This is a genomic window from Halodurantibacterium flavum (genome assembly GCF_042681825.1).
GTDB lineage: Bacteria > Pseudomonadota > Alphaproteobacteria > Rhodobacterales > Rhodobacteraceae > Halodurantibacterium > Halodurantibacterium flavum.
The window spans coordinates 370,412-393,455 of the sequence record NZ_JBHUGH010000003.1 but is presented as its reverse complement, the minus strand read 5'-3'; the positions used below and the strand labels follow the sequence as shown (position 1 = coordinate 393,455).

23 protein-coding genes are annotated in these 23,044 nt (G+C 65.2%); 15 read left to right on the top strand and 8 right to left on the bottom strand.

All coding sequences use genetic code 11. The features are described 5' to 3' along the window. Positions 1–121 precede the first annotated feature (121 nt). Genes hisC through ACFSGJ_RS05715 form a run of 3 tightly spaced genes read left to right on the top strand, consistent with a single transcriptional unit; the run spans position 122 to position 3,065 of the window. Complete coding sequence (gene hisC, locus ACFSGJ_RS05725) at positions 122–1,207, top strand: histidinol-phosphate transaminase (protein WP_390260029.1); 1,086 nt, start codon at positions 122–124, stop codon at positions 1,205–1,207. Next, positions 1,207–2,127, top strand: coding sequence for a prephenate/arogenate dehydrogenase family protein (locus tag ACFSGJ_RS05720; RefSeq protein WP_390260028.1), 921 nt, complete (start codon positions 1,207–1,209; stop codon positions 2,125–2,127). The genes hisC and ACFSGJ_RS05720 overlap by 1 nt, the downstream gene beginning before the upstream one ends. Beyond that, a complete protein-coding gene (locus tag ACFSGJ_RS05715; protein WP_390260027.1) occupies positions 2,124–3,065 on the top strand; it encodes an extensin-like domain-containing protein in 942 nt (313 codons plus the stop codon). The genes ACFSGJ_RS05720 and ACFSGJ_RS05715 overlap by 4 nt, the downstream gene beginning before the upstream one ends. 29 nt (positions 3,066–3,094) lie before the next feature. Here ACFSGJ_RS05715 and ACFSGJ_RS05710 read toward each other — a convergent pair whose 3' ends face one another. Beyond that, positions 3,095–4,027: a DUF2125 domain-containing protein gene (locus ACFSGJ_RS05710; RefSeq protein ID WP_390260026.1), complete on the bottom strand. Its 933-nt coding sequence runs from the start codon at positions 4,025–4,027 to the stop codon at positions 3,095–3,097. 80 nt (positions 4,028–4,107) lie between these two features. Here ACFSGJ_RS05710 and ACFSGJ_RS05705 point away from each other — a divergent pair, with 80 nt between their 5' ends. From ACFSGJ_RS05705 to ACFSGJ_RS05695, 3 genes are all read left to right on the top strand, one after another. Then, a complete protein-coding gene (locus ACFSGJ_RS05705; protein WP_390260025.1) occupies positions 4,108–4,656 on the top strand; it encodes a gamma-glutamylcyclotransferase in 549 nt (182 codons plus the stop codon). A 76-nt stretch (positions 4,657–4,732) separates the two neighbouring features. After that, positions 4,733–5,926 (top strand): biopolymer transporter ExbB, encoded by a 1,194-nt coding sequence (locus tag ACFSGJ_RS05700; protein ID WP_390260024.1) that lies wholly within the window; start codon positions 4,733–4,735, stop codon positions 5,924–5,926. A gap of 2 nt (positions 5,927–5,928) precedes the next feature. Continuing rightward, positions 5,929–7,383: a peptidoglycan -binding protein gene (locus tag ACFSGJ_RS05695; protein ID WP_390260023.1), complete on the top strand. Its 1,455-nt coding sequence runs from the start codon at positions 5,929–5,931 to the stop codon at positions 7,381–7,383. Positions 7,384–7,772: 389 nt separating this feature from the next. Here the strand turns inward: ACFSGJ_RS05695 and clpA are convergent, their stop codons facing one another. Together clpA and gloB are read right to left on the bottom strand one after the other, a co-directional pair. After that, the gene (gene clpA, locus ACFSGJ_RS05690; RefSeq protein ID WP_390260022.1) at positions 7,773–10,094 is read right to left on the bottom strand and encodes an ATP-dependent Clp protease ATP-binding subunit ClpA; all 2,322 of its coding nucleotides are present in this window, start codon (positions 10,092–10,094) and stop codon (positions 7,773–7,775) included. A 190-nt stretch (positions 10,095–10,284) separates the two neighbouring features. After that, entirely contained in the window at positions 10,285–11,052 is a 768-nt protein-coding gene (gene gloB, locus ACFSGJ_RS05685) for a hydroxyacylglutathione hydrolase (protein ID WP_390260021.1), read from the bottom strand. Between the two features lie 61 nt (positions 11,053–11,113). Here gloB and ACFSGJ_RS05680 point away from each other — a divergent pair, with 61 nt between their 5' ends. The 8 genes from ACFSGJ_RS05680 (at position 11,114) to map (ending at position 18,305) form a co-directional block, all read left to right on the top strand. After that, the gene (locus ACFSGJ_RS05680; RefSeq protein ID WP_390260131.1) at positions 11,114–11,860 is read left to right on the top strand and encodes a class I SAM-dependent methyltransferase; all 747 of its coding nucleotides are present in this window, start codon (positions 11,114–11,116) and stop codon (positions 11,858–11,860) included. 265 nt (positions 11,861–12,125) lie between these two features. Then, positions 12,126–12,686 carry a F0F1 ATP synthase subunit delta gene (locus tag ACFSGJ_RS05675; RefSeq protein WP_390260020.1) on the top strand — a complete coding sequence of 187 codons (561 nt, stop codon included), beginning with the start codon at positions 12,126–12,128 and terminating at the stop codon, positions 12,684–12,686. Further along, positions 12,686–14,224, top strand: a complete 1,539-nt coding sequence (gene atpA / locus ACFSGJ_RS05670) for a F0F1 ATP synthase subunit alpha (RefSeq protein ID WP_390260019.1) — start codon at positions 12,686–12,688, stop codon at positions 14,222–14,224. The genes ACFSGJ_RS05675 and atpA overlap by 1 nt, the downstream gene beginning before the upstream one ends. A 24-nt stretch (positions 14,225–14,248) precedes the next feature. Further along, positions 14,249–15,124 carry a F0F1 ATP synthase subunit gamma gene (locus ACFSGJ_RS05665; protein WP_390260018.1) on the top strand — a complete coding sequence of 292 codons (876 nt, stop codon included), beginning with the start codon at positions 14,249–14,251 and terminating at the stop codon, positions 15,122–15,124. Positions 15,125–15,139: 15 nt separating this feature from the next. Then, a complete protein-coding gene (locus ACFSGJ_RS05660) occupies positions 15,140–15,550 on the top strand; it encodes an organic hydroperoxide resistance protein (protein ID WP_390260017.1) in 411 nt (136 codons plus the stop codon). A 21-nt stretch (positions 15,551–15,571) separates the two neighbouring features. Further along, the gene (gene atpD, locus ACFSGJ_RS05655; protein ID WP_390260016.1) at positions 15,572–16,996 is read left to right on the top strand and encodes a F0F1 ATP synthase subunit beta; all 1,425 of its coding nucleotides are present in this window, start codon (positions 15,572–15,574) and stop codon (positions 16,994–16,996) included. A 10-nt stretch (positions 16,997–17,006) separates the two neighbouring features. Next, positions 17,007–17,405: a F0F1 ATP synthase subunit epsilon gene (locus tag ACFSGJ_RS05650; RefSeq protein ID WP_390260015.1), complete on the top strand. Its 399-nt coding sequence runs from the start codon at positions 17,007–17,009 to the stop codon at positions 17,403–17,405. 147 nt (positions 17,406–17,552) lie between these two features. Then, entirely contained in the window at positions 17,553–18,305 is a 753-nt protein-coding gene (gene map, locus ACFSGJ_RS05645; RefSeq protein WP_390260014.1) for a type I methionyl aminopeptidase, read from the top strand. Positions 18,306–18,324: 19 nt separating this feature from the next. Here the strand turns inward: map and ACFSGJ_RS05640 are convergent, their stop codons facing one another. Further along, the gene (locus ACFSGJ_RS05640; protein WP_390260013.1) at positions 18,325–19,341 is read right to left on the bottom strand and encodes a ribose-phosphate pyrophosphokinase; all 1,017 of its coding nucleotides are present in this window, start codon (positions 19,339–19,341) and stop codon (positions 18,325–18,327) included. Between the two features lie 102 nt (positions 19,342–19,443). Between ACFSGJ_RS05640 and ACFSGJ_RS05635 the strand changes: the two genes are divergently transcribed. Continuing rightward, positions 19,444–20,040, top strand: coding sequence for a 2-hydroxychromene-2-carboxylate isomerase (locus tag ACFSGJ_RS05635; RefSeq protein ID WP_390260012.1), 597 nt, complete (start codon positions 19,444–19,446; stop codon positions 20,038–20,040). Here the strand turns inward: ACFSGJ_RS05635 and ACFSGJ_RS05630 are convergent. The 4 genes from ACFSGJ_RS05630 to ACFSGJ_RS05615 are packed head-to-tail and all read right to left on the bottom strand — an operon-like array spanning position 20,037 to position 23,030. Next, positions 20,037–21,089, bottom strand: coding sequence for a threonine aldolase family protein (locus tag ACFSGJ_RS05630; protein ID WP_390260011.1), 1,053 nt, complete (start codon positions 21,087–21,089; stop codon positions 20,037–20,039). The two genes, ACFSGJ_RS05635 and ACFSGJ_RS05630, sit on opposite strands and share 4 nt — an antisense overlap. Then, complete coding sequence (locus tag ACFSGJ_RS05625; protein WP_390260010.1) at positions 21,089–21,547, bottom strand: YcgN family cysteine cluster protein; 459 nt, start codon at positions 21,545–21,547, stop codon at positions 21,089–21,091. The genes ACFSGJ_RS05630 and ACFSGJ_RS05625 overlap by 1 nt, the downstream gene beginning before the upstream one ends. Positions 21,548–21,605: 58 nt before the next feature. Continuing rightward, on the bottom strand, positions 21,606–22,532 hold the full coding sequence (locus ACFSGJ_RS05620; RefSeq protein ID WP_390260009.1) for a bifunctional riboflavin kinase/FAD synthetase: 927 nt from the start codon (positions 22,530–22,532) through the stop codon (positions 21,606–21,608). Between the two features lie 39 nt (positions 22,533–22,571). After that, a complete protein-coding gene (locus tag ACFSGJ_RS05615) occupies positions 22,572–23,030 on the bottom strand; it encodes a MaoC family dehydratase (RefSeq protein ID WP_390260008.1) in 459 nt (152 codons plus the stop codon). Positions 23,031–23,044: the final 14 nt, after the last annotated feature.

The window sequence follows — 23,044 nt, the reverse complement described above, 5'->3', positions numbered from 1 at the left end:
ACCGCGTTTTCAAAGGCCCGCCCCCCAAGGCGGGCCTTTTGCTGTTCCGGACCGGCAAGATGTCGCTGGCAAAGACCGCCCCTCCCGGCTAGAACCGGCGCGGAATAATCGGAGTAGCACCATGAGCGACATGATCCGACCGCAGCCCGGCATCCTCGACATTGCCCTTTACGAAGGCGGTCAGAGCCATGTGGACGGCGTGGCGGATGTGGTAAAGCTGTCTTCGAACGAAAACCCCTTTGGCCCCGGCGACCGCGCGATCGAGGCGTTCCGCCGGACCGCGCATACCCTCCACCGCTATCCGAACACCGATCACGGCAGCCTGCGCCGCGCCATCGGCGAGGTTCACGGGCTCGACCCCGACCGCATCATCTGTGGCGTAGGTTCGGACGAGATCATCACCTTTCTCTGTCAGGCCTATGCCGGGCCGGGGGATGAGGTGCTCTTCACCGAGCATGGTTTCCTGATGTACCGCATCTCGGCCCTTGCGGCCGGTGCCACGCCGGTCGAGGTTTCCGAGTCCGAACGCGTCACCGATGTCGATGCGATCCTGGCGGGTTGCAGCGAACGCACGAGGCTCGTCTTCATCGCCAACCCGAACAACCCTACCGGCACGATGATCGGCGGGAACGAGATTGCGCGCCTTGCCGACGCGCTGCCGCCGCAGGCGCTTCTGGTGCTGGACGGCGCCTATGCTGAATATGTGGAGGGATATGACGGCGGGGCCTCGGTCGTGGGAAGCCGGTCCAATGTCTTCATGACGCGGACGTTTTCCAAGATCTACGGGCTGGGGGGGCTGCGGATTGGCTGGGGCTATGGTCCGCGCCATGTGATCGACGTGCTGAACCGCATCCGGGGGCCGTTCAACCTCTCGACCACGCAGCTGGAAGTCGCCGAGGCCGCCGTGCGCGACCAGGATTATGTCGCCAAATGCCGCGCCGAGAACGCCCGTCTGCGGATCTGGCTGGCCGAGGCGCTGGCCGAACATGGCGTGCCCTGCGATATCTCGATGGCGAATTTCGTGCTGGCGCGGTTCCACGATGCCGGTGAGGCCGAGGCCTGCGACGCCTTCCTGCGGTCGAACGGTATCATCGTCCGGCGCGTCGGCAGCTACAAGCTGCCGCATTGCCTGCGCATCACCGTGGGGGATGAGGCGTCCTGCCGCCGGGTCGCCCATTGCATCGGCCAGTTCAAGGGGCGGCGCTGATGGCGGCGATCTATGAACGGGTGGCGCTGATCGGCCTGGGGCTGATCGCGTCCTCTATGTCCCATGCGATGCGGGCCAAGGGGCTCGCGGCCGAGATCACCGGCCACGCCCGCAGCGCCGAGACACGCCGCATCGCGGCTGAAATCGGCCTTTGCGACCGGGTGTATGAGACAGCGGCCGAGGCCGTTCAGGGTGCCGACCTGGTGGTTCTATGCGTGCCCGTGGGCGCGATGGGCGAGGTTGCCGCCGAAATCGCCCCTCATCTGCGGCCCGGCGCGACGCTTACCGATGTGGGCTCGGTCAAGCAGGCGGTAATCGAGGCGGTCGGCCCGCACGTCCCCGAAGGCGTGCATTTCATCCCCGGCCACCCGCTCGCCGGAACCGAGCATTCCGGCCCCCGGTCCGGTTTCGCAACCCTCTTCGAGAACCGCTGGTGCCTGCTGGTTCCGGTCGAGGGCACCGCCCCCGAGGCGGTCGCGCGTCTGCGCCGCCTGTGGGAGGAAATGGGGTCCAATGTCGAGGAAATGGACGCGGCCCATCACGATCTCGTGTTGGCGGTCACAAGCCACACGCCGCACCTGATCGCCTATACGATGGTCGGTGTGGCCGACGATCTGCGGCGCGTGACGGACAGCGAGGTCATCAAGTATTCTGCCGCTGGTTTCAGGGACTTCACCCGTATCGCGGCCTCCGATCCGACGATGTGGCGCGACGTGTTCCTGACCAACAAGGAGGCGACGCTGGAGATCCTGGGCCGGTTCACGGAAGAACTTTTTGCGCTGCAAAGGGCCATCCGGACGGGGGACGGCGCGCATCTTCATGAATATTTTACCAGGACAAGGGCAATACGTCGGGGTATCATCGAGGCCGGTCAGGATACGGCCGCGCCAGACTTCGGCAGGATAAAGGTAGGTTCATGAGGCGATTTCTTCTGGTTCCGGCGATCCTGCTAGGCGCTTTTGCGCAGGTAGCAGGGGCAGAGGCGCCAGAGACATCGCCGCGCCCCCAATTGCGGGAGGTGCCGGAAACCGCAGCCGCCCCTGACATCCGCCCCATGCCCTTCATGTCGGCCGCCGCTGCGACGGTGGCCATTGCCGGGCCGATTGCGCTGCGTCCCATGGCGCGCCCGGGTGCGATCACCACGCCTGCTGCGCCGGGTGGCGCGACTGCCGCCGAGACTGCGGCAATTGCAATTGCCGGTCTTGCCGCATCCCCGCGCCCGCCGCGCAGGCCCGCCGCTGCTGCCCGTCAATCGGTGTCGCCCGAGGTCTATCAGGTCGTTTCCGCCGCCGTGCGCAGCCAGCCCCTGCCCGAGGCGATCATCGGACGGCAGGGCACTGGTCTTTGCGGCGTCCCCGGGATCGAGGGGCAGACGATCGCGCCCATCACCTCCAACGTGCGCGGCTGCGGCGTGCCGGAACCCGTCCGCGTGACGGCTGTGGATGGCGTTCGTCTGTCACAGCCCGCGATCGTCGATTGCACGACGGCGCGGGCGCTCAACACCTGGGTTCAGCGCGGGGTCAAGCCGGCCGTCGGGCGTACGGGGGGCGGGGTCGTGCAGTTGCAGGTCGCGGGCCACTATGTCTGCCGGCCGCGCAATAACCGCCGCGGCGCTGCGATCTCGGAACACGGGCGCGGCAAGGCGATCGACATTTCCGGCTTCCGGCTGGCGAACGGTGATACGGTGAACATCCTGCAAGGCTGGCGCAGCCGCCAGCACAGCGCGATGTTGCGACAGATCCACCGGTCGGGCTGCGGTATCTTCGGCACGACGCTCGGCCCCGGTTCGGACGGGATGCATGAGGATCATCTGCATTACGACACCGCTGCCCATCGCAACGGGCCCTATTGCCGCTGACGGTCGGGACCTCGCCTCAGAGGCGTGGCTCAGAACCGCGGCGCGGGGCCGAGCGGCAGCGGACCAAGGCTCATCATGCCATTGTTGAACGAAAGTGGGGCCTGAAGGGTCTGCGGTTCACCCGACATGCGGGCGAGCATTCCCATCGCGTTTTCCCAGGTCGGCGCGACCTCCGGGTCGATCAGCCCCGCCTCGACCGCGAGCGCGAGCATTTCGCGCCAGTTGTCGGTGCGCAACTCGAGCCGCCCCGAAAGCAGCCCGGTCTGCCCGACAGTGATCGCGCCCTGCCCCCGCACCTCGACCTCGCCCCAGCGGAGGCTGAGGTTGCGCACCGAAATCTCGCCCGGGCGCGGCCCCGCCATCTGCACCAGCCCGTCGAAGACAAGCGTCCCCTCATCCCCCGAGAGCGCCGGCGGAAGCGGCGCGAGCCGCAATCCGCGCGCCTGCAGCGAGACTTCGTGCGTGTTCGCCTCTGCCGCCATGATCCGCGTCGAAAGCTGCGCCGAACCCACCTCGATCAGGCGCATATCGCTTTCGGCCCGCAGCCCTTCTGCGACCCAGGTCGCGCGGTTCAGGCGCTGGTTCAGCGGCTCGAACACCGCGCTTGCCTGCATCCGGTCGCTCGTGATCGCATAGGTTTCGGCGCCAAGCGTCAGGTCCTGACGGTCGGGCCAGGTGACGATGACGTGATGCGGCCGGTAGCTGAGCGCAAAGACCTGCAGGAACGGCGCGCGCCAACCGATGCCCGTGGCACGGTCCATGATATCCGGCGTGTCGATCGTCAGGTCGAAACGGTTCGGGAACCCCTGGACCGCAATCCCCCCGTTCTGCGCATCGAGCCCTCGCGCGGGCGCCGTCGCGAACCAGTCCTCGGCCAGACGTTCCGCGCGCGAGGCGCCGAAGAACCAGTATCCCCCCCAAAGAAGGGCGAGCATCACGAGAATGGCAGGGAGAATCCGCATCGGGGACCTTTCTGTTTGCGCGGCCTGTATTTATAGCCACAGCAGGACAAGGACCAGTCACATGAGCGAGGTATGCGGACATGCTCTGGGTCTTCGGCTATGGCTCGCTTATCTGGAATCCCGGCTTTCTGTGGGCCGAGCGTCATCTGGCGCGGCTGTCGGGATACAGGCGCAGCTTTTGCATGCGCTCGATCCATCACCGGGGCACGCCCGATGAACCGGGGCTTGTACTTGCGCTGGAACCCATGCACGGCGCCGGTTGCGACGGGGTCGTTTTTGGCGTCGCGCCCCAGCAGGCAGAGGCGACGATGGACTATCTGCGCGAACGCGAACTGATCTCCTCGGCCTATCTGGAAGAGGTTCTGCCTGTCACCTTGCGTGACGGGCGCCGCGTCGATGCGGTCGCCTATGTCGTCGACACGGCGCATCCGCAATATTGCGGCGGGCTCGACCTGGGCGTTCAGGCCGACATCATCGCCCGCGCCCATGGGGGCAGGGGGCCGAACCGCGAATACCTGAAGAACACGGTTGAGCATCTGGAGGAACTTGGCATCGCGGACGATGAACTGCGCCTGCTTTCGCGGCGGGTGGACCAGATTTCGCCCCCGACGCCGCAGCGCAGCACCTGACTGTCGCGATTGTCGGTTGGCAGGGGGAACCGTCCCGCCTATTGTCGGGGCAAAGTGAAGGGGCAGGAACGTCCAGATGGACAAACTCATGATGAAGCAGGCCGAGCCGTATTTCTCGCAGCCGGTCCGACAGATCGTCATGATGCTGATCGTGGTGGCGCTGACCTGCACCGGCGCCTATCTGGCCTATCCGCAGGTGTCGTCCGTATTCCTGGCCAATGTCTGGCTGAACGGCTTCATCTTTTTCGTATTCCTGCTGGGCGTCGCGACCTGTTTCTGGCAGGTCCTGACGCTGATTTCCTCGGTAAACTGGATCGAGGGGTTTGCGGCGGAACGTCCGGGGCATCAACTGACCCGGGCGCCGACGCTGCTGGCGCCGCTGGCGGCGCTTTTGCGCTCGCGCGGGGCAAGGCGGCAGATCTCGGCGACCTCGGCGCGGTCAATCCTCGACAGCGTCGCGACCCGCATCGAGGAATTGCGCGACATCACGCGCTACATCGTCAACCTCCTTATCTTCCTCGGGCTCCTGGGCACGTTCTATGGCCTTGCGACCACCGTGCCCGCGGTGGTCGAGACGATCCGCTCGCTTTCGCCGGGGCCGGAGGATAGCGGGATCGCCGTCTTCGACCGGCTGATGACCGGGCTTGAATCGCAGTTGGGCGGGATGGGGACGGCCTTTTCCTCGTCCCTGCTGGGTCTTGCGGGATCGCTTGTGGTCGGGCTGCTCGAACTCTTTGCCGGGCATGGCCAGAACCGTTTCTATCGGGAACTGGAGGAATGGCTGTCCACCATCACCCGGCTCAGCCTTGCCGGGACCGAGGGCGAGGGCGTCGATCAGGCCGCACTCGCCGGGGTGATCGACAACATGGCGGAACAGATCGACATCCTGCAGACCATCCATGCGGAATCCCATGCCAGCCGCAGCGAGCTGGAGGGCAAGCTCACCATGCTCGCGTCGGCCATCGAGGGGCTGAGCCGTCAGATGGAGGCCGGCGGCGGCGGGGTCGCGGCGCTGGAACGGGTGGCCGAGGGGCAGGACCGCCTGATCCGCGCGATCGCCGAGGGCGGCGGCGCAGATGGCATGGACGCCGAAGCCCGGATGCGCCTGCGGTCGATCGACGTGCAACTGCTGCGGATCTATGAGGAAATGGCGGCGGGGCGGCAGGAAACCGTTGCCGACCTGCGCAGCGATATCTCGGTCCTCACGAAATCCGTCCGCCAGTTGTCCCGCACCACGGCGCGCTTCGCGCCCGACGCCGAAGGGAACTGACCATGGCGCTGGTCCGACGCGGCGGACAGCGGTTTTCGGGCGCGATCTGGCCCGGCTTTGTCGATGCGATGACCGCGCTTCTCATGGTGCTGATGTTCGTGCTGTCGATCTTCATGATCGTCCAGTTCGTCCTGCGCGAAACCATCGCCACCCAGGGAAGCGAGCTTGACAGCCTGTCGCTGCAACTCTCCGATCTGGCGAATGCGCTCGGCCTTGAACGGCAAGAGGCGCAGCGCCTGCGCGGTGCGCTGGACGAACGTGCGGCGCAGATCACCGCGTTCGAGGCGCAGGTCGCGACGCTGCTGTCCCAGCGCGACACCGCGCTGAGCGAGCAGGAGGCGCTGCAGGCGCTTCTGGCCCGGACGCAGGAAGAACTCGACGCCGAGACCGAGGCCGCCCGGCTGGCCGCGGCACAGCGCGCGGCTATCGAGGCGATGCTGGCCGAGATGCAGGCGCGGGCGGATGGTCTGGCGGAACAGCTTTCCGACGAAGAGGCGGCGCGTCTGGCGGAATCTGCCGCAGCCCAGGCATTGCGCGAAAGGCTGGCTGCATCCGAGGCCGAGCTGACCGCCATGACGCTCGCACTGGAAGAACAGCGCCGCGAAGCCGAAGAGACGCTGACCCTGCTCGCTGCGGCCGAGGCGGCCCGTCAAGAGGCCGAGGAGAGCGCGGAGCAGGAACTGACCGAGGCGCAGCGGCAGGCGGCGCTGTTGCGGATCGCAAACGAAACGCTCGCGCAGGAACAGGCGCAATCGGCGGAAAACCAGCGTCGTATGGCGGCGCTGAACCAGCAGGTCACGGCGCTACGCGCCCAGCTCGCCTCGCTTCAGGGGGTGCTGGATGACGCGGTGGCGCGGGATGAGGCCTCGCAGGTGCAGATCGAGGCCTTGGGCGGGCAGCTCAACACCGCCTTGGCGCAGGTCGCGCAAGAGCAACGACGCCGGCTGGAGCTGGAAGAGGCCGAGCGGTTGCGTCTGGAGGAAGAGGCGCGGCAACTGGAGCGGTTCCGTTCCGACTTCTTCGGCAAGCTGCGGGACGTGCTGGATGGTCGCGAAGGCGTCCGGGTGGTGGGCGACAGGTTCGTCTTTTCGTCCGAGGTTCTTTTCGAGCTCGGCTCGGCCAATCTGGCCCCCGAGGGGCGCGACCAGATCGCGCGGGTGGTCGATATCCTGTCCGAGATCGCGGATGACATCCCGTCCGAGATCGACTGGATCATCCGTGTCGATGGCCATACCGATGATCTGCCGCTTTCCGGCGCCGGGGAGTTCCGAGACAACTGGGAACTGAGTCAGGGGCGGGCACTGTCGGTCGTGCGCTACATGACGGATGCGCTCGGCTTCCCGCCGCAACGGCTTGCCGCGACGGGCTTTGGGGAATACCGACCTGTGGTCCCGAACACCAACGCACAGGCGCGCGCCCAGAACCGGCGGATCGAGCTGAAGCTTACGGAACGGTGATTGCTGGGAGGGGCGCGACCTTGGCGTCCCGGACAGGAGCGATCCTGGCCCGCATCACCAACACGCGGGAAAGCCGAAATGGTTGCTCGGTAGCATCGAGTCCGCGCTCGCAGGCGTGTGTTTGATCGCGGTCTGAGGGCGAATTCGCGGTGCCCGTTCATCGCCGCGCGAAGACAGAACCTCGACCCTCCGTTGGTGCTGGGCGCTATCGACCGGCGTGGCCTTCCGGCGGCGGTCGTGAAAATCCGGCCAGCCTATGCAAAGGATGCGTGCCCGCGCCCGCCGGCGGTGCTTGGCTCTCACAGGGAGGTCCGACACATCCGGCGGGGGCGGCGTACGGCAAAACACCCCATAAGAAAAAGCCCGCGCCGGGGCGCGGGCTTTTTTGGTCATTCCGCCGTCAGCAGGGGCGGCTTGTTGCCTGACAATCGGGGCCGATGCTCATCAATCTGAAGGTCGATGGCACCGTCCTTGACGCCCACGCGCACCAATCCGCCCTTGGCGAGGCGCCCGAACAGAAGTTCTTCGGCCAGCGGCTTCTTGATGTGTTCCTGAATGACGCGGCCAAGCGGGCGGGCGCCCATCTTGTCATCATAGCCCTTGTCACCCAGCCACTCGGCGGCTTCAGGCGTCAGTTCGATATGCACGCCGCGATCCAGCAACTGCGCCTCAAGCTGCAGCACGAACTTTTCGACGACCTGCAGGATCACCTCTTTCGGCAAGGCGCCGAAGCTGATGACGGCATCCAGCCTGTTGCGGAACTCCGGCGTGAAGGTCCGTTCGATCGCCGCCGTGTCCTCACCCGTACGGCGATCACGGCCAAAGCCAATCGCCGCCTTGGCAAGTTCGGACGCGCCCGCATTCGAGGTCATGATCAGGATCACGTTGCGGAAATCCACCTGCCGGCCGTTATGGTCGGTCAGCTTGCCGTGGTCCATCACCTGCAACAGGATGTTGTAGACATCCGGGTGTGCCTTCTCGATCTCATCCAGCAGCAGGACGCAATGCGGGTGCTGGTCGATCCCGTCTGTCAGCATCCCGCCCTGGTCAAAGCCGACATAGCCCGGGGGCGCACCGATCAGACGGCTGACCGCGTGTTTCTCCATATATTCCGACATGTCGAAACGCAGGAGTTCCACGCCCAGCGTATTGGCGAGCTGCTTGGCGACCTCGGTCTTGCCCACACCGGTCGGGCCGGCGAAAAGGTAGTTGCCGATGGGTTTTTCCGGCTCGCGCAGTCCGGCCCGGGCCAGCTTGATCGCCGAAGACAGCGCCTCGATCGCCGCATCCTGACCGAACACCACCCGCTTGAGCGATTTTTCCAGATCGCGCAGAACCTCCGCATCGTCCTTGGACACGTTCTTGGGCGGGATACGGGCGATCTTGGCCACGACGGCCTCGATCTCTTTCGGGCCGATGGTCTTGCGGCGCTTGGACTCCGCGACCAGATGCTGCGCCGCGCCGGCCTCGTCGATCACGTCGATCGCCTTGTCGGGCAGCTTGCGGTCATGGATGTAGCGCGCGGCCAGTTCCACGGCAGTCTTGATCGCGTCGTTGGTGTAGCGGATGTCGTGATGTTCCTCGAAATAAGGCTTGATGCCCATCAGGATCTTGATCGCATCCTCGACCGAAGGTTCGTTCACGTCGATCTTCTGGAACCGGCGGCTGAGCGCGCGGTCCTTTTCGAAGTGCTGGCGGAACTCCTTGTAGGTGGTGGAGCCCATGCAGCGCAGCTTGCCGCCCTGCAAAGCGGGCTTCAGCAGGTTCGAAGCGTCCATCGCCCCGCCCGACGTCGCGCCGGCACCGATCACCGTGTGGATCTCGTCGATGAAGAGGATCGCGTCCGGATGATCCTCCATCTCTTTCATGACGGCCTTGAGACGTTCCTCGAAGTCGCCGCGATACCGGGTGCCAGCCAGAAGCGCGCCCATATCGAGCGAAAAGATCGTGGAGGAGGCGAGAACGTCCGGAGTTTCGCCCTTGACGATCTTCCAGGCAAGCCCTTCGGCGATCGCCGTCTTGCCCACGCCCGGATCGCCCACCAGAAGCGGGTTGTTCTTGCGCCGGCGGCACAGCACCTGGATGCAGCGTTCCACCTCATGGTGGCGGCCGATCAGGGGATCGACCTCACCCTTGCGCGCCTTGGCGTTCAGGTCCACGCAGTATTTTGAAAGGGCAGATTCCTTTCCCGATTCCGCGGTCGAGGCATTCTGTGCCACCTGCTCGCTCTCCTCGGCGCCGCTGACGGGGCGCGTTTCCCCAAAGCTCGGGTCCTTGGCCACGCCATGGGCGATGAAGTTCACCGCATCATAGCGCGTCATGTCCTGTTCCTGCAGGAAATAGGCGGCGTTCGATTCCCGTTCGGCAAAGATCGCGACGAGCACGTTGGCCCCCGAAACCTCGGTCCGGCCGGAGCTTTGGACATGGATCGCCGCGCGCTGGATCACGCGCTGGAAGGCGGCCGTCGGCACAGCCTCGGAGCCTTCGATATCCGTGACGAGGGTCGAAAGATCGTCGTCGATGAATTCGACCAGGGTCTTGCGCAGGTCATCGAGCTGAACACCGCAGGCACGCATCACCTTGGCGGCGTCCGGCTCGTCGATCAGCGACAAAAGCAGATGCTCCAGCGTTGCGAGTTCGTGGCGTCGCGCATTGGCGAGCGCCAGGGCGCCGTGGATGGCCTGCTCAAGTGTGTTCGAGAACGATGGCACGATGCGTGCTCCTTTCCTTAGGGTAGGAGGGGGAAGAGCCCCCCTCAGACCGTGTCCCCATGGAGTTAAAGTTCGGTGATATTTCCCACGCTTCAAGTGATATTTTGAGATCAGGGGTCCGAATTGTCCCTGATGTGGAAAACGTGAACGCAACTCCGCATTTTATGTCACCGGTGTGAGGCCGGATCGGTCAGAAGCGGTCCTTGCGCGCCCTCACTTCGCTGAAAACCTCGGCATCGCTTGCGCCCTCCATCCGGAGGTGCCGCCGGAGCAAAGGATCGTTCACGCGCAGGAAGGGATTCGTCGCCAGTTCTTCCGACAAGAGCGACGGAACAGTGGGCCGACCTTCGGCGCGCGCCCGTTCCACCTCTCCGGCACGAGAGATAAGCGCGGAATTGTCCGGTTCAATGGTCAGGGCGAAACGTGCATTCGACGCCGTGTATTCGTGCCCCGAACAGACCAGGGTCTCGGGCGGCAGCGCGGCGAGCTTTGCGAGGCTTTGCCACATCTGTGCGCCGGTCCCTTCGAAGAGGCGCCCGCAGCCAAGCGCCATGAGACTGTCGGCGGTAAAGACGATGCGCGAGGCCGCGAAGTAAAACGCGATATGGCCGAGCGTGTGGCCGGAAACGTCGATCACCTGCGCCTCTTCGCCCCCAAACGCGATCCGGTCGCCTTCGGTCACGGCATGGTCGAGCGCGGGGAGCCGGTGCGCATCCGCCGCCGCCCCCACGACCTTTGCCCCGGTCGCCGCCCGCAGTTCATCCACTCCGGCAATGTGGTCGTCATGGTGATGCGTGATCAGGATCAGGTCCACGCCCCAGCCCCGGTCCCGCAACGCCCCGAGGAGGGGTGCGGCCTCGGGGACATCGACGACGACGGTGGCGCCGCTTGCCTCATCATGCAGCAGATAGGCATAGTTGTCCGAGAGGCAGGGGATCGTGACGAGCGTCAGCGGCATGGTCTTTCCCTTCGTCTTTTGTATGGTGATCCCAGTCTTTACGATAGCGGGGCAGGGGGCAATGCATCTCGACGTGCTCGATCTGCGAAACTTCTATTATCGCACCGGCCTTGGCCGGGCGGCGCAGAAGGCCATCCGCGATCAGGTCGTCACGCTCTGGCCGCCGCAAAAGGGGCATACCGTTGCGGGTTTCGGCTTTGCGGTGCCTCTGCTGCGCCCCTATCTGTCCGTCTCGCGCCGGGTCATCGGGCTGATGCCGGGGCCGCAGGGGGTGATGGCCTGGCCCGCCGGGATGCCGAACGTCTCGGTGCTGTGCGAGGAAACCAACTGGCCGCTGCCCACGGGGATCGTGGACCGGCTGATTCTGATGCACGGGCTGGAAACATCCGAACAACCCTCGGCCCTGCTGGAGGAATGCTGGCGCGCGCTGGGACCGGGCGGCCGGGCGCTGATCGTCGTACCGAACCGGTCCGGGCTCTGGTCCCGGCGCGAAGGAACGCCGTTCGGCTTTGGACGGCCCTACACGCTCGGGCAGCTTGATGCGCAGCTGCGGCGCCACGCATTCGTGCCCGAACGTCATCAGGCGGCGCTATACCTGCCGCCGTCGCAGCAGCGGTTCTGGCTGCGCACGGCGCGGATGTGGGAAAAGGTGGGTCTGAGCCTTTCGACCCGCTTTGCCGGCGGGGTGCTGATCGTCGAGGCATCAAAGCAGGTCCATGCCCCGATCCGCCCCGGTTTGCGTGCGGCCGTGCGTCGCCCGCTGCGGGTTCTGGACGCGCTGCCGCAGCCGGGCCACCAGCCCGCGTGATCCCGCCCACGCCGTCATCGCGCGCCGCAGTGCAGAATCACCTTCGCGGCCGGTTGGGCCGGCGAGAGCACGGAACCGTGACTGGCGCGATGTTGCCGCAGCATTTAGCCATCAAATGGTGAATAAGGCGTGTGCTCCGCAGTTGCGAGGGGTGCACACCTCTGCTACACCCACGCGCAATTCGGGTGGATGCGACCGCATCCTCTATTGGCAGGCTTGTGCCGTCCACAAGGGGCGCACGGGCGAAGACATCGAAAGGGTGGACGTGTCCGAACCAGCTTCGATTTCCTCCGGCATCGCTCTGCGCTATGCCACGGCCCTCTTTGAGCTGGCCAAAGAAGCGAACCAGATTTCCGCAATCGAGAACGATGCCGAGGCCCTGTCGGCTGCATTGGCCGACAGCCCGGATTTCCGCGAACTGATTGCATCGCCGGTCTACAGCCGCGCCGATCAGGGCAAGGCGGTTGATGCGGTTGCGGCGGCGATGGGGCTTTCGACCCTCAGCCGCAACACCCTTGCGCTGATGGCGACACGGCGGCGCCTTTTCGTGCTGCGGCAGTTCGTCGCGGCCCTGCGCGAACGCATCGCCGTGGAAAAGGGCGAGGTGACCGCCGAGGTGGCCTCGGCCAAGGCGCTGACGCCCGCGCAGTCCGAGGCGCTTGCCAGTTCGCTCTCGGCCTCGGTCGGCAAGACCGTGAAACTCCACACCACCGTCGATGAAGGTCTCATCGGCGGTCTCGTCGTCAAAGTGGGCTCGAAGATGATCGATACCTCGATCCGCTCCCGGCTCGCAGCCCTCCAGAATGTCATGAAAGAGGTCGGATAATGGGTATCCAAGCAGCTGAGATCTCTGCGATCCTCAAGGAGCAGATCAAGAACTTCGGTCAGGAAGCCGAAGTCGCCGAAGTGGGCCGCGTGCTCTCGGTCGGTGACGGTATCGCCCGGGTCCACGGCCTCGACAACGTTCAGGCTGGCGAAATGGTCGAGTTCCCCGGCGGCATCCGCGGCATGGCGCTGAACCTTGAGGTCGACAACGTCGGTATCGTGATCTTCGGCGACGACCGCTCGATCAAGGAAGGTGACGTCGTCAAGCGCACCAAGTCGATCGTGGACGTCCCCGCCGGTGATGCGCTTCTGGGTCGGGTTGTGGACGGTCTCGGCAATCCCATCGACGGCAAGGGCCCGATCGCCGCGACCGAGCGTCGTGTGGCCGACGTGAAGGCCCCTGGCATCATCCCGCGGAAATCGGTGCATGAGCCGATGGCGACCGGCCTCAAATCGGTGGACGCGATGATCCCTGTAGGCCGTGGCCAGCGCGAACTGATCATCGGCGACCGCCAGACCGGCAAGTCGGCCATCGCGATGGACACGATCCTCAACCAGAAGTCCTACAACGAGGCCGCTGGCGACGACGAGTCCAAGAAACTCTACTGCATCTATGTCGCGATCGGGCAAAAGCGTTCGACCGTGGCGCAGCTGGTGAAAAAGCTCGAGGAAACCGGCGCGATCGAATACACGATCGTCGTGGCCGCGACCGCCTCGGACCCGGCGCCGATGCAGTTCCTGGCGCCCTATTCGGCGACCGCGATGGCGGAATATTTCCGCGACAACGGCCGCCACGCGCTGATCATCTATGATGACCTGTCCAAGCAGGCCGTCGCCTACCGTCAGATGTCGCTGCTGCTGCGCCGTCCGCCGGGCCGCGAAGCCTATCCGGGCGACGTGTTCTACCTCCACTCGCGCCTGCTGGAGCGTTCGGCCAAGCTGAACGAGGATTTCGGCGCAGGCTCGCTGACCGCGCTGCCGATCATCGAGACCCAGGCAGGCGACGTGTCGGCCTATATCCCGACCAACGTGATCTCGATCACCGACGGCCAGATCTTCCTTGAAACCGAACTCTTCTACCAGGGTATCCGCCCGGCCGTGAACACCGGTCTGTCGGTCTCGCGGGTGGGGTCTTCGGCCCAGACGGATGCGATGAAGTCGGTCGCCGGCCCGGTCAAGCTGGAACTGGCGCAGTATCGCGAAATGGCGGCCTTCGCCCAGTTCGGTTCGGACCTCGACGCCTCGACCCAGCGCCTGCTGAACCGTGGCGCGCGCCTGACCGAGCTGATGAAGCAGCCGCAATACTCGCCGCTGACCAACGCTGAAATCGTCTGCGTGATCTATGCCGGCACCAAGGGCTATCTGGACAAGATCGCCGTCAGGGATGTCGGCCGGTTCGAGCAGGCGCTGCTGAACCACCTGCGCAACAACCACCGTGCCCTGCTGGACGACATCACCTTCAACGACCGCAAGGTGAAGGGTGAGCTGGAAGACAAGATCAAGGCGGCGCTCGACGAGTTCGCGAAAGACTTCGCCTGAGGGCGGGACGAGAGGACAAGGTAGATGCCTAGCCTTAAGGACCTGAAAAACCGGATCGGAAGCGTCAAGTCGACGCGGAAGATCACGAAGGCGATGCAGATGGTCGCGGCGGCAAAGCTCCGCCGCGCCCAGGAAGCCGCCGAGGCCGCGCGCCCCTATGCCGAACGGATCAACGCCGTTCTGGGCGGGCTTGCGGGTTCGGTCGGCCAGTCCGACAACGCACCCCGGCTTCTGACCGGGACGGGGCAGGACCGGGTGCACCTTCTGGTCGTCATGACGGCCGAGCGGGGGCTTGCGGGTGCCTTCAACTCGTCGATCGCGCGTCTTGCCCGGCTGCGTGCCCAGGAACTTCTGGCGCAGGGCAAAGAGGTCAAGATCCTCACGGTCGGCAAGAAGGGGCGCGAGATCATCAAGCGCGATCTCTCGCAGTATTTCATCGGCCATGTGGACCTCTCGGAGGTCAAGCGGATCGGGTATGTCAATGCCCATGAGATCGCGCAGGATGTTCTGACGCGCTTCGACGCGGGCGAATTCGACGTCGCGACGATCTTCTACAACCGCTTCCAGTCGGTGATCAGCCAGATCCCGACCGCGCAGCAGATCATCCCGGCGCAGTTCGATGCGGTCGAAGGTCAGGGCGCCTCGGCTCTCTATGACTATGAGCCGGGCGAAGAGGCGATCTTGGCCGACCTGCTGCCGCGGGCGGTCGCGACGCAGATCTTCACCGCGCTGCTGGAAAACGCGGCCTCCGAACAGGGCGCCCGCATGAGCGCGATGGACAACGCCACGCGCAACGCCGGCGACATGATCGACCGACTGACCATCGAATACAACCGCTCGCGTCAGGCCGCGATCACCAAAGAGCTTATCGAAATCATCTCGGGTGCCGAGGCGCTCTGACAGAGGGGATAGACGATGCAGAAGTTGATGACAGTCTCGGCGACTTCCCGCGGCGGACGTGACGGACGGGTCGCGCTCGACAACGGGGGCGCGGCCTTTGCGATGTCCCTGCCCAAGGAGATGGGCGGCTCGGGCGACGGGATGAACCCCGAACAGCTTTTCGCCATGGGCTGGGCGTCCTGCTTCGGGCAGGCCGTCCTCGCACTTGGCAAGAAGCATGACGTTGACGGGTCCAGGGCCCGCGTGACGGTCGAGGTTTCGCTGTCCAAGGACGACATCAGCTTCATGCTCGGCGTCAAGATCACGGTCTCGGTGCCCGGTGCCGACCGGTCCAAGGTCGAGGCGCTGGCCGAGGCCGCCCATGAAATCTGCCCGTATTCGCGGGCCACTCGGAACAACATCGACGTCACCATCGCAGTGGCGTAACGGGATACTCAGGAGATCCACATGGCCAAATCAGTCGGCAAAGTCACGCAGGTCATCGGCGCCGTCGTCGACGTTCAGTTCGAGGGCGCGCTTCCGGCCATTCTGAACGCGCTGGAGACCGAGAACAACGGCAAGCGCCTCGTGCTCGAGGTGGCGCAGCATCTCGGCGAGAACACGGTGCGCACCATCGCCATGGACTCGACCGAAGGTCTGGTCCGCGGCGCCGCGGTCAACGACCTGGAAGAGCCGATCTCGGTTCCGGTCGGCGACGCGACGCTGGGTCGGATCCTGAACGTGATCGGCGAGCCGATCGACGAAAAAGGCCCCGTCGCCGCAACCGAGACCCGCGCGATCCACCAGCAGGCGCCGGATTTCGTCGCCCAGTCGACCGAGTCCGAAATCCTCGTGACCGGGATCAAGGTGATCGACCTGCTCGCACCCTATTCCAAGGGCGGCAAGATCGGCCTCTTTGGCGGTGCCGGCGTGGGCAAGACCGTTCTCATCATGGAACTCATCAACAACATCGCCAAGGTGCACTCGGGCTATTCCGTGTTCGCGGGCGTGGGTGAGCGGACCCGTGAGGGCAACGACCTTTACCATGAGATGATCGAGTCGGGCGTTATCAACGTCGACAATCTGGGCGAATCCAAGGTGGCCCTTGTCTACGGGCAGATGAACGAGCCTCCGGGGGCACGTGCCCGCGTGGCGCTGACCGGCCTGACGCTGGCCGAGCAGTTCCGCGACCAGTCGGGAACGGACGTTCTGTTCTTCGTCGACAACATCTTCCGCTTTACGCAGGCGGGGTCCGAGGTGTCGGCGCTTCTGGGTCGTATCCCTTCGGCGGTGGGCTACCAGCCGACGCTGGCCACCGACATGGGCGCGCTGCAGGAACGCATCACCTCGACCAAGGCGGGCTCGATCACCTCGGTGCAGGCGATCTACGTCCCGGCCGACGACCTTACCGACCCCGCACCGGCCACCTCGTTCGCCCACCTCGACGCCACGACCGTTCTGTCGCGCGCAATCTCCGAGCTCGGCATCTACCCGGCGGTCGATCCGCTCGACTCCAACAGCCGGATCCTTGATCCGGTCATCGTGGGCGAAGAGCACTATCAGGTTGCACGCGACGTTCAGGGTATCCTTCAGCGTTACAAGTCGCTGCAGGACATCATCGCCATCCTCGGCATGGACGAACTGTCGGAAGAGGACAAGCTGACCGTGTCGCGCGCCCGGAAGATCCAGCGCTTCCTGTCGCAGCCCTTCGACGTGGCCAAGGTCTTTACCGGTGCCGACGGTATTCAGGTGCCGCTGGAAAAGACCATTGCGTCGTTCAAGGCGGTTGTGGCCGGCGAATACGACCACCTGCCCGAGGCCGCCTTCTACATGGTCGGCGACATCGACGACGTGATCGCCAAGGCCGAGCGTCTCGCCGCAGCAGCGGCCTGAGGGGGGAGACATGGCCAAGACCATGCAGTTCGACCTCGTATCCCCTGAACGGAGGCTGACCTCCGTCCAGGCGACCGAGGTGCAGATCCCGGCGGCGGAAGGCTACATGACGGCAATGCCCGATCATTCGCCGACCATCGCGACGCTGCGTCCGGGCGTCCTGCGCGTGCGCAGCACCGAGGGCACGGCGGAATATGCGGTGACCGGCGGTTTCGCCGAGATCACCCCGGCGGCGACCTCGGTTCTTGCCGAACGCGCCTTGCCGGTGGCTGAGGTCACGGCCGAAATCATGGACGGCATGATCGCCGAGGCCCAGGCCGCGGCCGACCGCGCCGCCCCCGAAGCCCGCGCGGATGCGGAGCTTCTGGTCTCGGACTACCGCGCTCTTCGGACGGCCGTCGGCGTCTGACAGTCACGTTGAGAACAGGGAAAGCCCCGGTGCGTGATGCGCCGGGGCTTTTTTATTTGCCATTGATAAACTAGATGGCGGAACGAGGCCTGTGCGACAAAGCGCTATTGCTTGTTGCGTCGGTGGCACCCCTGAAGAGGTCCGACAATGACGATCACCCATGAGGAAGAACTGGAAGGCCTGCGCAGGATCGGCAGGATTGTCGCCAACACGATGCAGTCCATGGCCGCGGCGATGGAGCCGGGCATGACAACGCGAGAGCTTGACGGGATCGGGCACGAGCTTCTGGAAAGGGAAGGGGCCGTTTCAGCGCCTCAGGAAACCTATGACTTTCCGGGTGCGACATGCATCAGCGTCAACGAAGAGATCGCCCATGGCATACCGGGAGAACGAGTGCTCGCGCAGGGGGACCTGGTGAATATCGACGTCTCGGCCTCGCGCGACGGATATTTTGCCGACACGGGTGCGACCTTTACCGTGGGGCCCGTGGCCCCCGCCCTTGACCGGCTTTGCCGGGATGGGCAACGCGCCACGCAGATCGGGATCGCACAGGTGGGGCATGGCCGGCCGCTGGCGGGCATTGGAAATGCCATCGGGCGTTTTGCCGCGCAGCGGGGCTATACATTGATCCGGAACCTCGCCAGCCACGGGGTCGGGCGTGCGCTGCATGAAGCGCCCGAGGAAATCCCGACCTGGCCGACGAAAAGGGACAAGCGCCGGATCAACGCCGGACTCGTGCTGACGGTAGAGCCGTTCCTGTCACGGGGCGGGGTCTGGGCCACGTCAGGAGCCCAGGATGAATGGACGCTTTTCAGCGAGCCTGCGGCACCGGTCGTGCAATATGAACATACGGTCGTCGCGACGCGAAGCGGGGCGATCATCGTCACATTGCCGGGATGACCGCAACGACGCCCTGCGCTCAGCGGGAATACATCCCCTCATAGATCGGCCAGAGCGTATCCGTCTCGAAGAGCGACGAGACCGAGGTGCCGTTCCAGATGTTCAGGATCGCCTGCGCAAACATCGGGGCCGTGGGGACAATACGGATGTTCGGGGCGGCGCGAACGGCTTCGGTCGGTTCGATCGAGTCGGTGATGACAAGGCTTTTCATGACCGATTTGGTGATCCGTTCCACCGCGGGGCCGGACAGGACGCCGTGGGTGATGTAGGAATGAACCTCGGTCGCGCCGTTCTCGATCAGCACCTCGGCGGCCTTGCAGAGCGTGCCGGCGGTGTCGCAGATGTCATCGACGATGATGCAGGTCTTGCCCTGAACTTCACCGATCACGGTCATCTCGGCGATCTCGCCGGGTTTTTCGCGGCGCTTGTCGACGATGGCCAGCGCGCAACCGATCCGTTTCGCAAGCTCGCGCGCCCGGGCCACGCCGCCCACATCGGGGGAAACGACGGTCACGTCCTGCAGGCGGCCGCGAAAGTTGTGTTCCACATCCAGCGCAAAGATCGGCGCGGCATAGAGGTTGTCCACCGGGATGTCGAAAAATCCCTGGATCTGCGCCGCGTGCAGGTCGAGCGTCAGGATACGTTCGATGCCCGCCTCGGTCAGAAGATTGGCGACGAGCTTGGCCGAAATCGGCGTGCGGGCCTTGGTGCGCCGATCCTGACGCGCGTAGCCGAAATAGGGGATGACCGCGGTGATCCGGTCGGCCGAGGACCGGCGCAGCGCATCCGCGATGATCAGCAGCTCCATCAGGTTGTCATTGGCCGGGTTGGAGGTCGGCTGGATGATGAACATGTCCTCGCCGCGCACGTTCTCGTAGACCTCGACAAAGATCTCCTGGTCATTGAAGCGTTCGACCCGCGCGTCCACAAGGCTGACGGACATGCCGCGATGCATCGACATGCGCCGGGCAATGGCATTGGCAAGCGTCCGGTTGGCATTTCCGGCGATCAGCTTGGGTTCGTTCATGGCGGGCATGGCTTGTCCTTGGGCAGCAGCTTGTGACGGATTCGCGGCGTTGACACCGCTTATCACCCGGCTACGGTCTTGCAAACCTCGGCACGGCAAGGAGAAGCGGCCATGGCGCATATCGACTACTATCTCACGACCTTGTCGCCCTATGTCTATCTTGCCGGGACGCGGCTGGAGGAGATCGCAGCACGTCATGGGGCAACCATCCGCTACAAGCCCGTGGATACGACGGCGCTTTTCGGGCGGACGGGCGGGCAGGTTCTGGCGGACCGTCATCAGGCCCGCAAGGATTACCGGTTGCAGGAACTCCGGCGCCAGTCCGCCAAGGCCGGGCTGAAGCTCGACCCGCAACCGATGTTCTGGCCGACCAATGGCGCGCCGTCGAATTATGCGGTGATCGCCGCGCAGGCTGCGGGCGGCGGTGATCTGGGCGCGCTGGTCCATGGGTTCGGGCGGGCCTGCTGGGCCGAAGGGCGCGACATTGCCGAAGACAGCGTGATCCGCGACGTTCTGGCGGCGGCGGGGTTCGACCCGGGGATCGCCGATCGCGGGCTGCTGATGGCGGCCGAGACCTATGCCACGAACCTTGAAGAGGCCGTGGCGGCAGGTGTTTTTGGCGCGCCCTTTTACGTCGTGGGGGACGAAAAGTTCTGGGGTCAAGACCGGCTTGCCGATCTTGACGCCCATCTCTCCGGCAAGCTCTAGCCCCGGATCAGCTCCAGGAAGCGGTCCACGTCCTGATCGGTCGTGGACCAGCTGCACACCAGACGCGCCGAAAGCGGTTCATGGTCGGGGCCGTCCAGCGACTGGTTGAAGGGCCAGAAGTAATAGGCCGCGCCTGCCTCCTGCGCCTTGCGGTGCCCACCGCGCGGCCAGCTTGCAAAGACGGCATTCGCCTCGGTCGGGTGAACGAGGCTTGCCCCCGGAACGCTCAGGATACCCTGCGACAGGCGCGCCGCTGCCCGGTTCGCCTGACCCGCAAGCCGCAGCCAGAGGTCATCGGTCACATAGGCCTCCATCTGTGCCGAAAGGTAGCGGTGCTTGGAAAAGAGATGCCCGCCCCGTTTGCGCCGCAACTCGAATTCCCATGCCTTGGCGGGGTCGAATATCACCACTGCCTCGACCCCCATCAGCCCGTTCTTGGTGCCGCCAAAGGACAGGACGTCGATCCCGGCCTTCCACGTCATCTCGGCCGGGGTGCATCCGGCCGAGACGACGGCATTGGCAAACCGGGCGCCGTCCATGTGGCTGGGCAGCCCATGCGCGCGCGCAATGGCCGTAAGCCGCGCCACATCCCCCGGGCGGTAGATCGTGCCGTTCTCGGTCGCGTTGGTCAGCGACAGCATCCCTTTTTGCAGGTTGTGAACGCCTGCGCGGCCGGTAAAGCCGATGGCCTTTTCCAGCCCCTCGGGCGTCATCCGCGCATGGTCGCCGTCCAGCAGAACCAGCTTGCCGCCCCCCATGTAGAATTCGGGCGCCCCGCATTCGTCTTCCTCGATATGGGCGTTGCGGTGGCAATAGACGCTGCCCCAGGGCGGGTTGAAGATCGCCAGCGCAAGCGAGTTCGCCGCAGTCCCGGTGGCCACCAGGTAAACGGCGGCCTCGGGCGCCTCGAATATCTCGCGGATGCGGCTGCGCACACGCTCCATGATGGGGTCGTTGCCATAGGGCATCGCATAGCCCTCGTTCGCGCGGGCGATGGCCTCCAGCACTTCGGGGGCGGCGGGCGAACTGTTGTCAGAGGCAAAGAACATCAGGGCTCCTCATCAATTATGTAATCTTCCCAGTCTTCTTCGGCGATCTCGAATTCCGGCACGGTGCGCCCGCGGACGGACATGCCGGCCGCATGGACGCTTTCGGGATCGCCCGTCAGCAGGGGATGCCAGTCGGGCAGCGGGCGCCCTTCGTGCAGCAGCCGATAGGCGCAGGTGCGGGGCATCCAATAAGCGATTTCGCCGATGTTCCTGGGCGTCAGGACGACACATTCCGGCACGAACTGCTTGCGCTGCTCATACTGCGCGCAGCGGCAGGTCGCATCGTCCAGCAAACGGCAGCCGATCCGGGTAAAGGCGATCTCGCCCGTATCGGCATCCTCGAGCTTGTTGAGACAGCATTTGCCGCAGCCGTCGCAAAGCGCCTCCCACTCGGCGGCGTTCAGCTTGCTCAGCGGCAGGCGTTCCCAGAAACGGGGTCGGAGGGTATCGGGACTCATGCGCGGGACAGTTGCGCGGATCGCCGGCAAAGGAAAGGGGGCCTGCGCCAAGTGGTGGTCACTCGGCCGCGAGGATCGCCCGCGCGCGGGCACAATCGGCATCCATCTGCGCGATGAGGGCGGGCAGGCCGTCAAAGGTCATCTCGGGGCGCAGGAATTCGACCAGCGCGACCGAGAGATGCTGGCCGTAGAGATCGCCCTGGAAATCAAAGAGGAAGGTCTCGATATTCGGCAGGTTCTGCCCGAACATCGGCCGCACCCCCAGGGACGCTGCGCCGCCATAGCTGCCCGCCTGCGGCCCCGTCAGCACGTCCACATGCACGGCATAGACGCCGAAGCGCGGCGGGTGCAGGCCCGCGATGGACATGTTCGCCGTCGGATACCCAAGGTCGCGCCCGCGCTTCTCTCCGTGGATCACTTCGCCCTCGATCCGGTGCCAGTGGCCCAGCATCGCGCGTGCGTCGCGGGTCCGGCCTTCGGTCAGCGCCTCGCGGATCGCGGTGGAAGAGATCGACTGTTCGCCCGCCCCGAGGAGTTCCGCGACGGTGACACCGAACCCGAAGGTGGCGCCGAACCTGCGCAGATCGTCCGCAGTGCCGCGCCGGCCTTTGCCGAAACAGAAATCCGCGCCGATGGTCACATGCGTCACGCCAAGGCCACGGTGCAGGACGTCGCGGGCAAAGGCCTCGGCCTCCAGCTGCGCAAGATCGGGCCCGAAGGGGAGTTCATACAGATGCGTGACGCCCAGTTTTGCGAGCCGGTTCGCCCGCGCCTCGGCGTTCATCAGCCGGAAGGGCGGCGCATCGGGGCTGAAGACTTCGCGCGGATGTGGCTCGAACGTGACGACGCCGGGATGGCCGGTTCCCTGCCGTGCGAGATCCAGAACCGCCTGATGCCCTCGATGCACACCGTCGAAGTTGCCGATGGCGACCGACGCGCCCCGGTCTGTGTCCGCCAGCCCGGTCCACTGCCTGATGATCCGCATCGTCCCCCCGGGCGGGGCGCCCGCCGCTGTCACATGCCGTCAGTCGAACTTGCGGCTGGGCGCAAGCACCAGCGCCTCGCCCTTCAGGACGGTGGTATCGCCCACGGCGCAGCGGGTTTCAAGGGTGACACGGCGCCGGGAATGGTCGATGGCGGTCACCGTCACCTCGGCCAGAACCACGTCGCCGGGGCGGACCGGCGCCATGAACCTGAGGCTCTGGCCAAGATAGACCGTCCCATGGCCCGGAAGCTGTTCGCCGATCACAGCGGAAACCAGCCCCGCGGTCAGCATCCCATGGGCGATCCGCCCGGCAAAGATCGTGTCCTGCGCATAGCTTTCGTCCAGATGCACCGGGTTCCGGTCGGTTGAGACCTCGGCAAAAAGCTCGATATCCCGGTCGGTCACCTGCTTGCGCAGATGGCGCGACATCCCGATCTCGAGATCCTCGATGCAGATCGTGCCGCGCGGCAGATTGTCGGTCCCGGTCCTGTCGAACATTCGTGCCTCCCGCT

What these genes read in the sequence shown, in the direction of transcription:
- ACFSGJ_RS05640 (WP_390260013.1), bottom strand. Translation starts at nt 19,341, where the DNA reads ATGCCCGCCATGAACGAACCCAAGCTGATCGCCGGAAATGCCAACCGG.
- ACFSGJ_RS05620 (WP_390260009.1), bottom strand. Translation starts at nt 22,532, where the DNA reads ATGCGGATCATCAGGCAGTGGACCGGGCTGGCGGACACAGACCGGGGC.
- ACFSGJ_RS05625 (WP_390260010.1), bottom strand. Translation starts at nt 21,547, where the DNA reads ATGAGTCCCGATACCCTCCGACCCCGTTTCTGGGAACGCCTGCCGCTG.
- ACFSGJ_RS05635 (WP_390260012.1), top strand. Translation starts at nt 19,444, where the DNA reads ATGGCGCATATCGACTACTATCTCACGACCTTGTCGCCCTATGTCTAT.
- map (WP_390260014.1), top strand. Translation starts at nt 17,553, where the DNA reads ATGACGATCACCCATGAGGAAGAACTGGAAGGCCTGCGCAGGATCGGC.
- ACFSGJ_RS05680 (WP_390260131.1), top strand. Translation starts at nt 11,114, where the DNA reads ATGCATCTCGACGTGCTCGATCTGCGAAACTTCTATTATCGCACCGGC.
- ACFSGJ_RS05660 (WP_390260017.1), top strand. Translation starts at nt 15,140, where the DNA reads ATGCAGAAGTTGATGACAGTCTCGGCGACTTCCCGCGGCGGACGTGAC.
- ACFSGJ_RS05710 (WP_390260026.1), bottom strand. Translation starts at nt 4,027, where the DNA reads ATGCGGATTCTCCCTGCCATTCTCGTGATGCTCGCCCTTCTTTGGGGG.
- ACFSGJ_RS05715 (WP_390260027.1), top strand. Translation starts at nt 2,124, where the DNA reads ATGAGGCGATTTCTTCTGGTTCCGGCGATCCTGCTAGGCGCTTTTGCG.
- atpD (WP_390260016.1), top strand. Translation starts at nt 15,572, where the DNA reads ATGGCCAAATCAGTCGGCAAAGTCACGCAGGTCATCGGCGCCGTCGTC.
- atpA (WP_390260019.1), top strand. Translation starts at nt 12,686, where the DNA reads ATGGGTATCCAAGCAGCTGAGATCTCTGCGATCCTCAAGGAGCAGATC.
- ACFSGJ_RS05700 (WP_390260024.1), top strand. Translation starts at nt 4,733, where the DNA reads ATGGACAAACTCATGATGAAGCAGGCCGAGCCGTATTTCTCGCAGCCG.
- gloB (WP_390260021.1), bottom strand. Translation starts at nt 11,052, where the DNA reads ATGCCGCTGACGCTCGTCACGATCCCCTGCCTCTCGGACAACTATGCC.
- ACFSGJ_RS05720 (WP_390260028.1), top strand. Translation starts at nt 1,207, where the DNA reads ATGGCGGCGATCTATGAACGGGTGGCGCTGATCGGCCTGGGGCTGATC.
- ACFSGJ_RS05630 (WP_390260011.1), bottom strand. Translation starts at nt 21,089, where the DNA reads ATGTTCTTTGCCTCTGACAACAGTTCGCCCGCCGCCCCCGAAGTGCTG.
- ACFSGJ_RS05665 (WP_390260018.1), top strand. Translation starts at nt 14,249, where the DNA reads ATGCCTAGCCTTAAGGACCTGAAAAACCGGATCGGAAGCGTCAAGTCG.
- hisC (WP_390260029.1), top strand. Translation starts at nt 122, where the DNA reads ATGAGCGACATGATCCGACCGCAGCCCGGCATCCTCGACATTGCCCTT.
- ACFSGJ_RS05695 (WP_390260023.1), top strand. Translation starts at nt 5,929, where the DNA reads ATGGCGCTGGTCCGACGCGGCGGACAGCGGTTTTCGGGCGCGATCTGG.
- ACFSGJ_RS05615 (WP_390260008.1), bottom strand. Translation starts at nt 23,030, where the DNA reads ATGTTCGACAGGACCGGGACCGACAATCTGCCGCGCGGCACGATCTGC.
- ACFSGJ_RS05705 (WP_390260025.1), top strand. Translation starts at nt 4,108, where the DNA reads ATGCTCTGGGTCTTCGGCTATGGCTCGCTTATCTGGAATCCCGGCTTT.
- ACFSGJ_RS05650 (WP_390260015.1), top strand. Translation starts at nt 17,007, where the DNA reads ATGGCCAAGACCATGCAGTTCGACCTCGTATCCCCTGAACGGAGGCTG.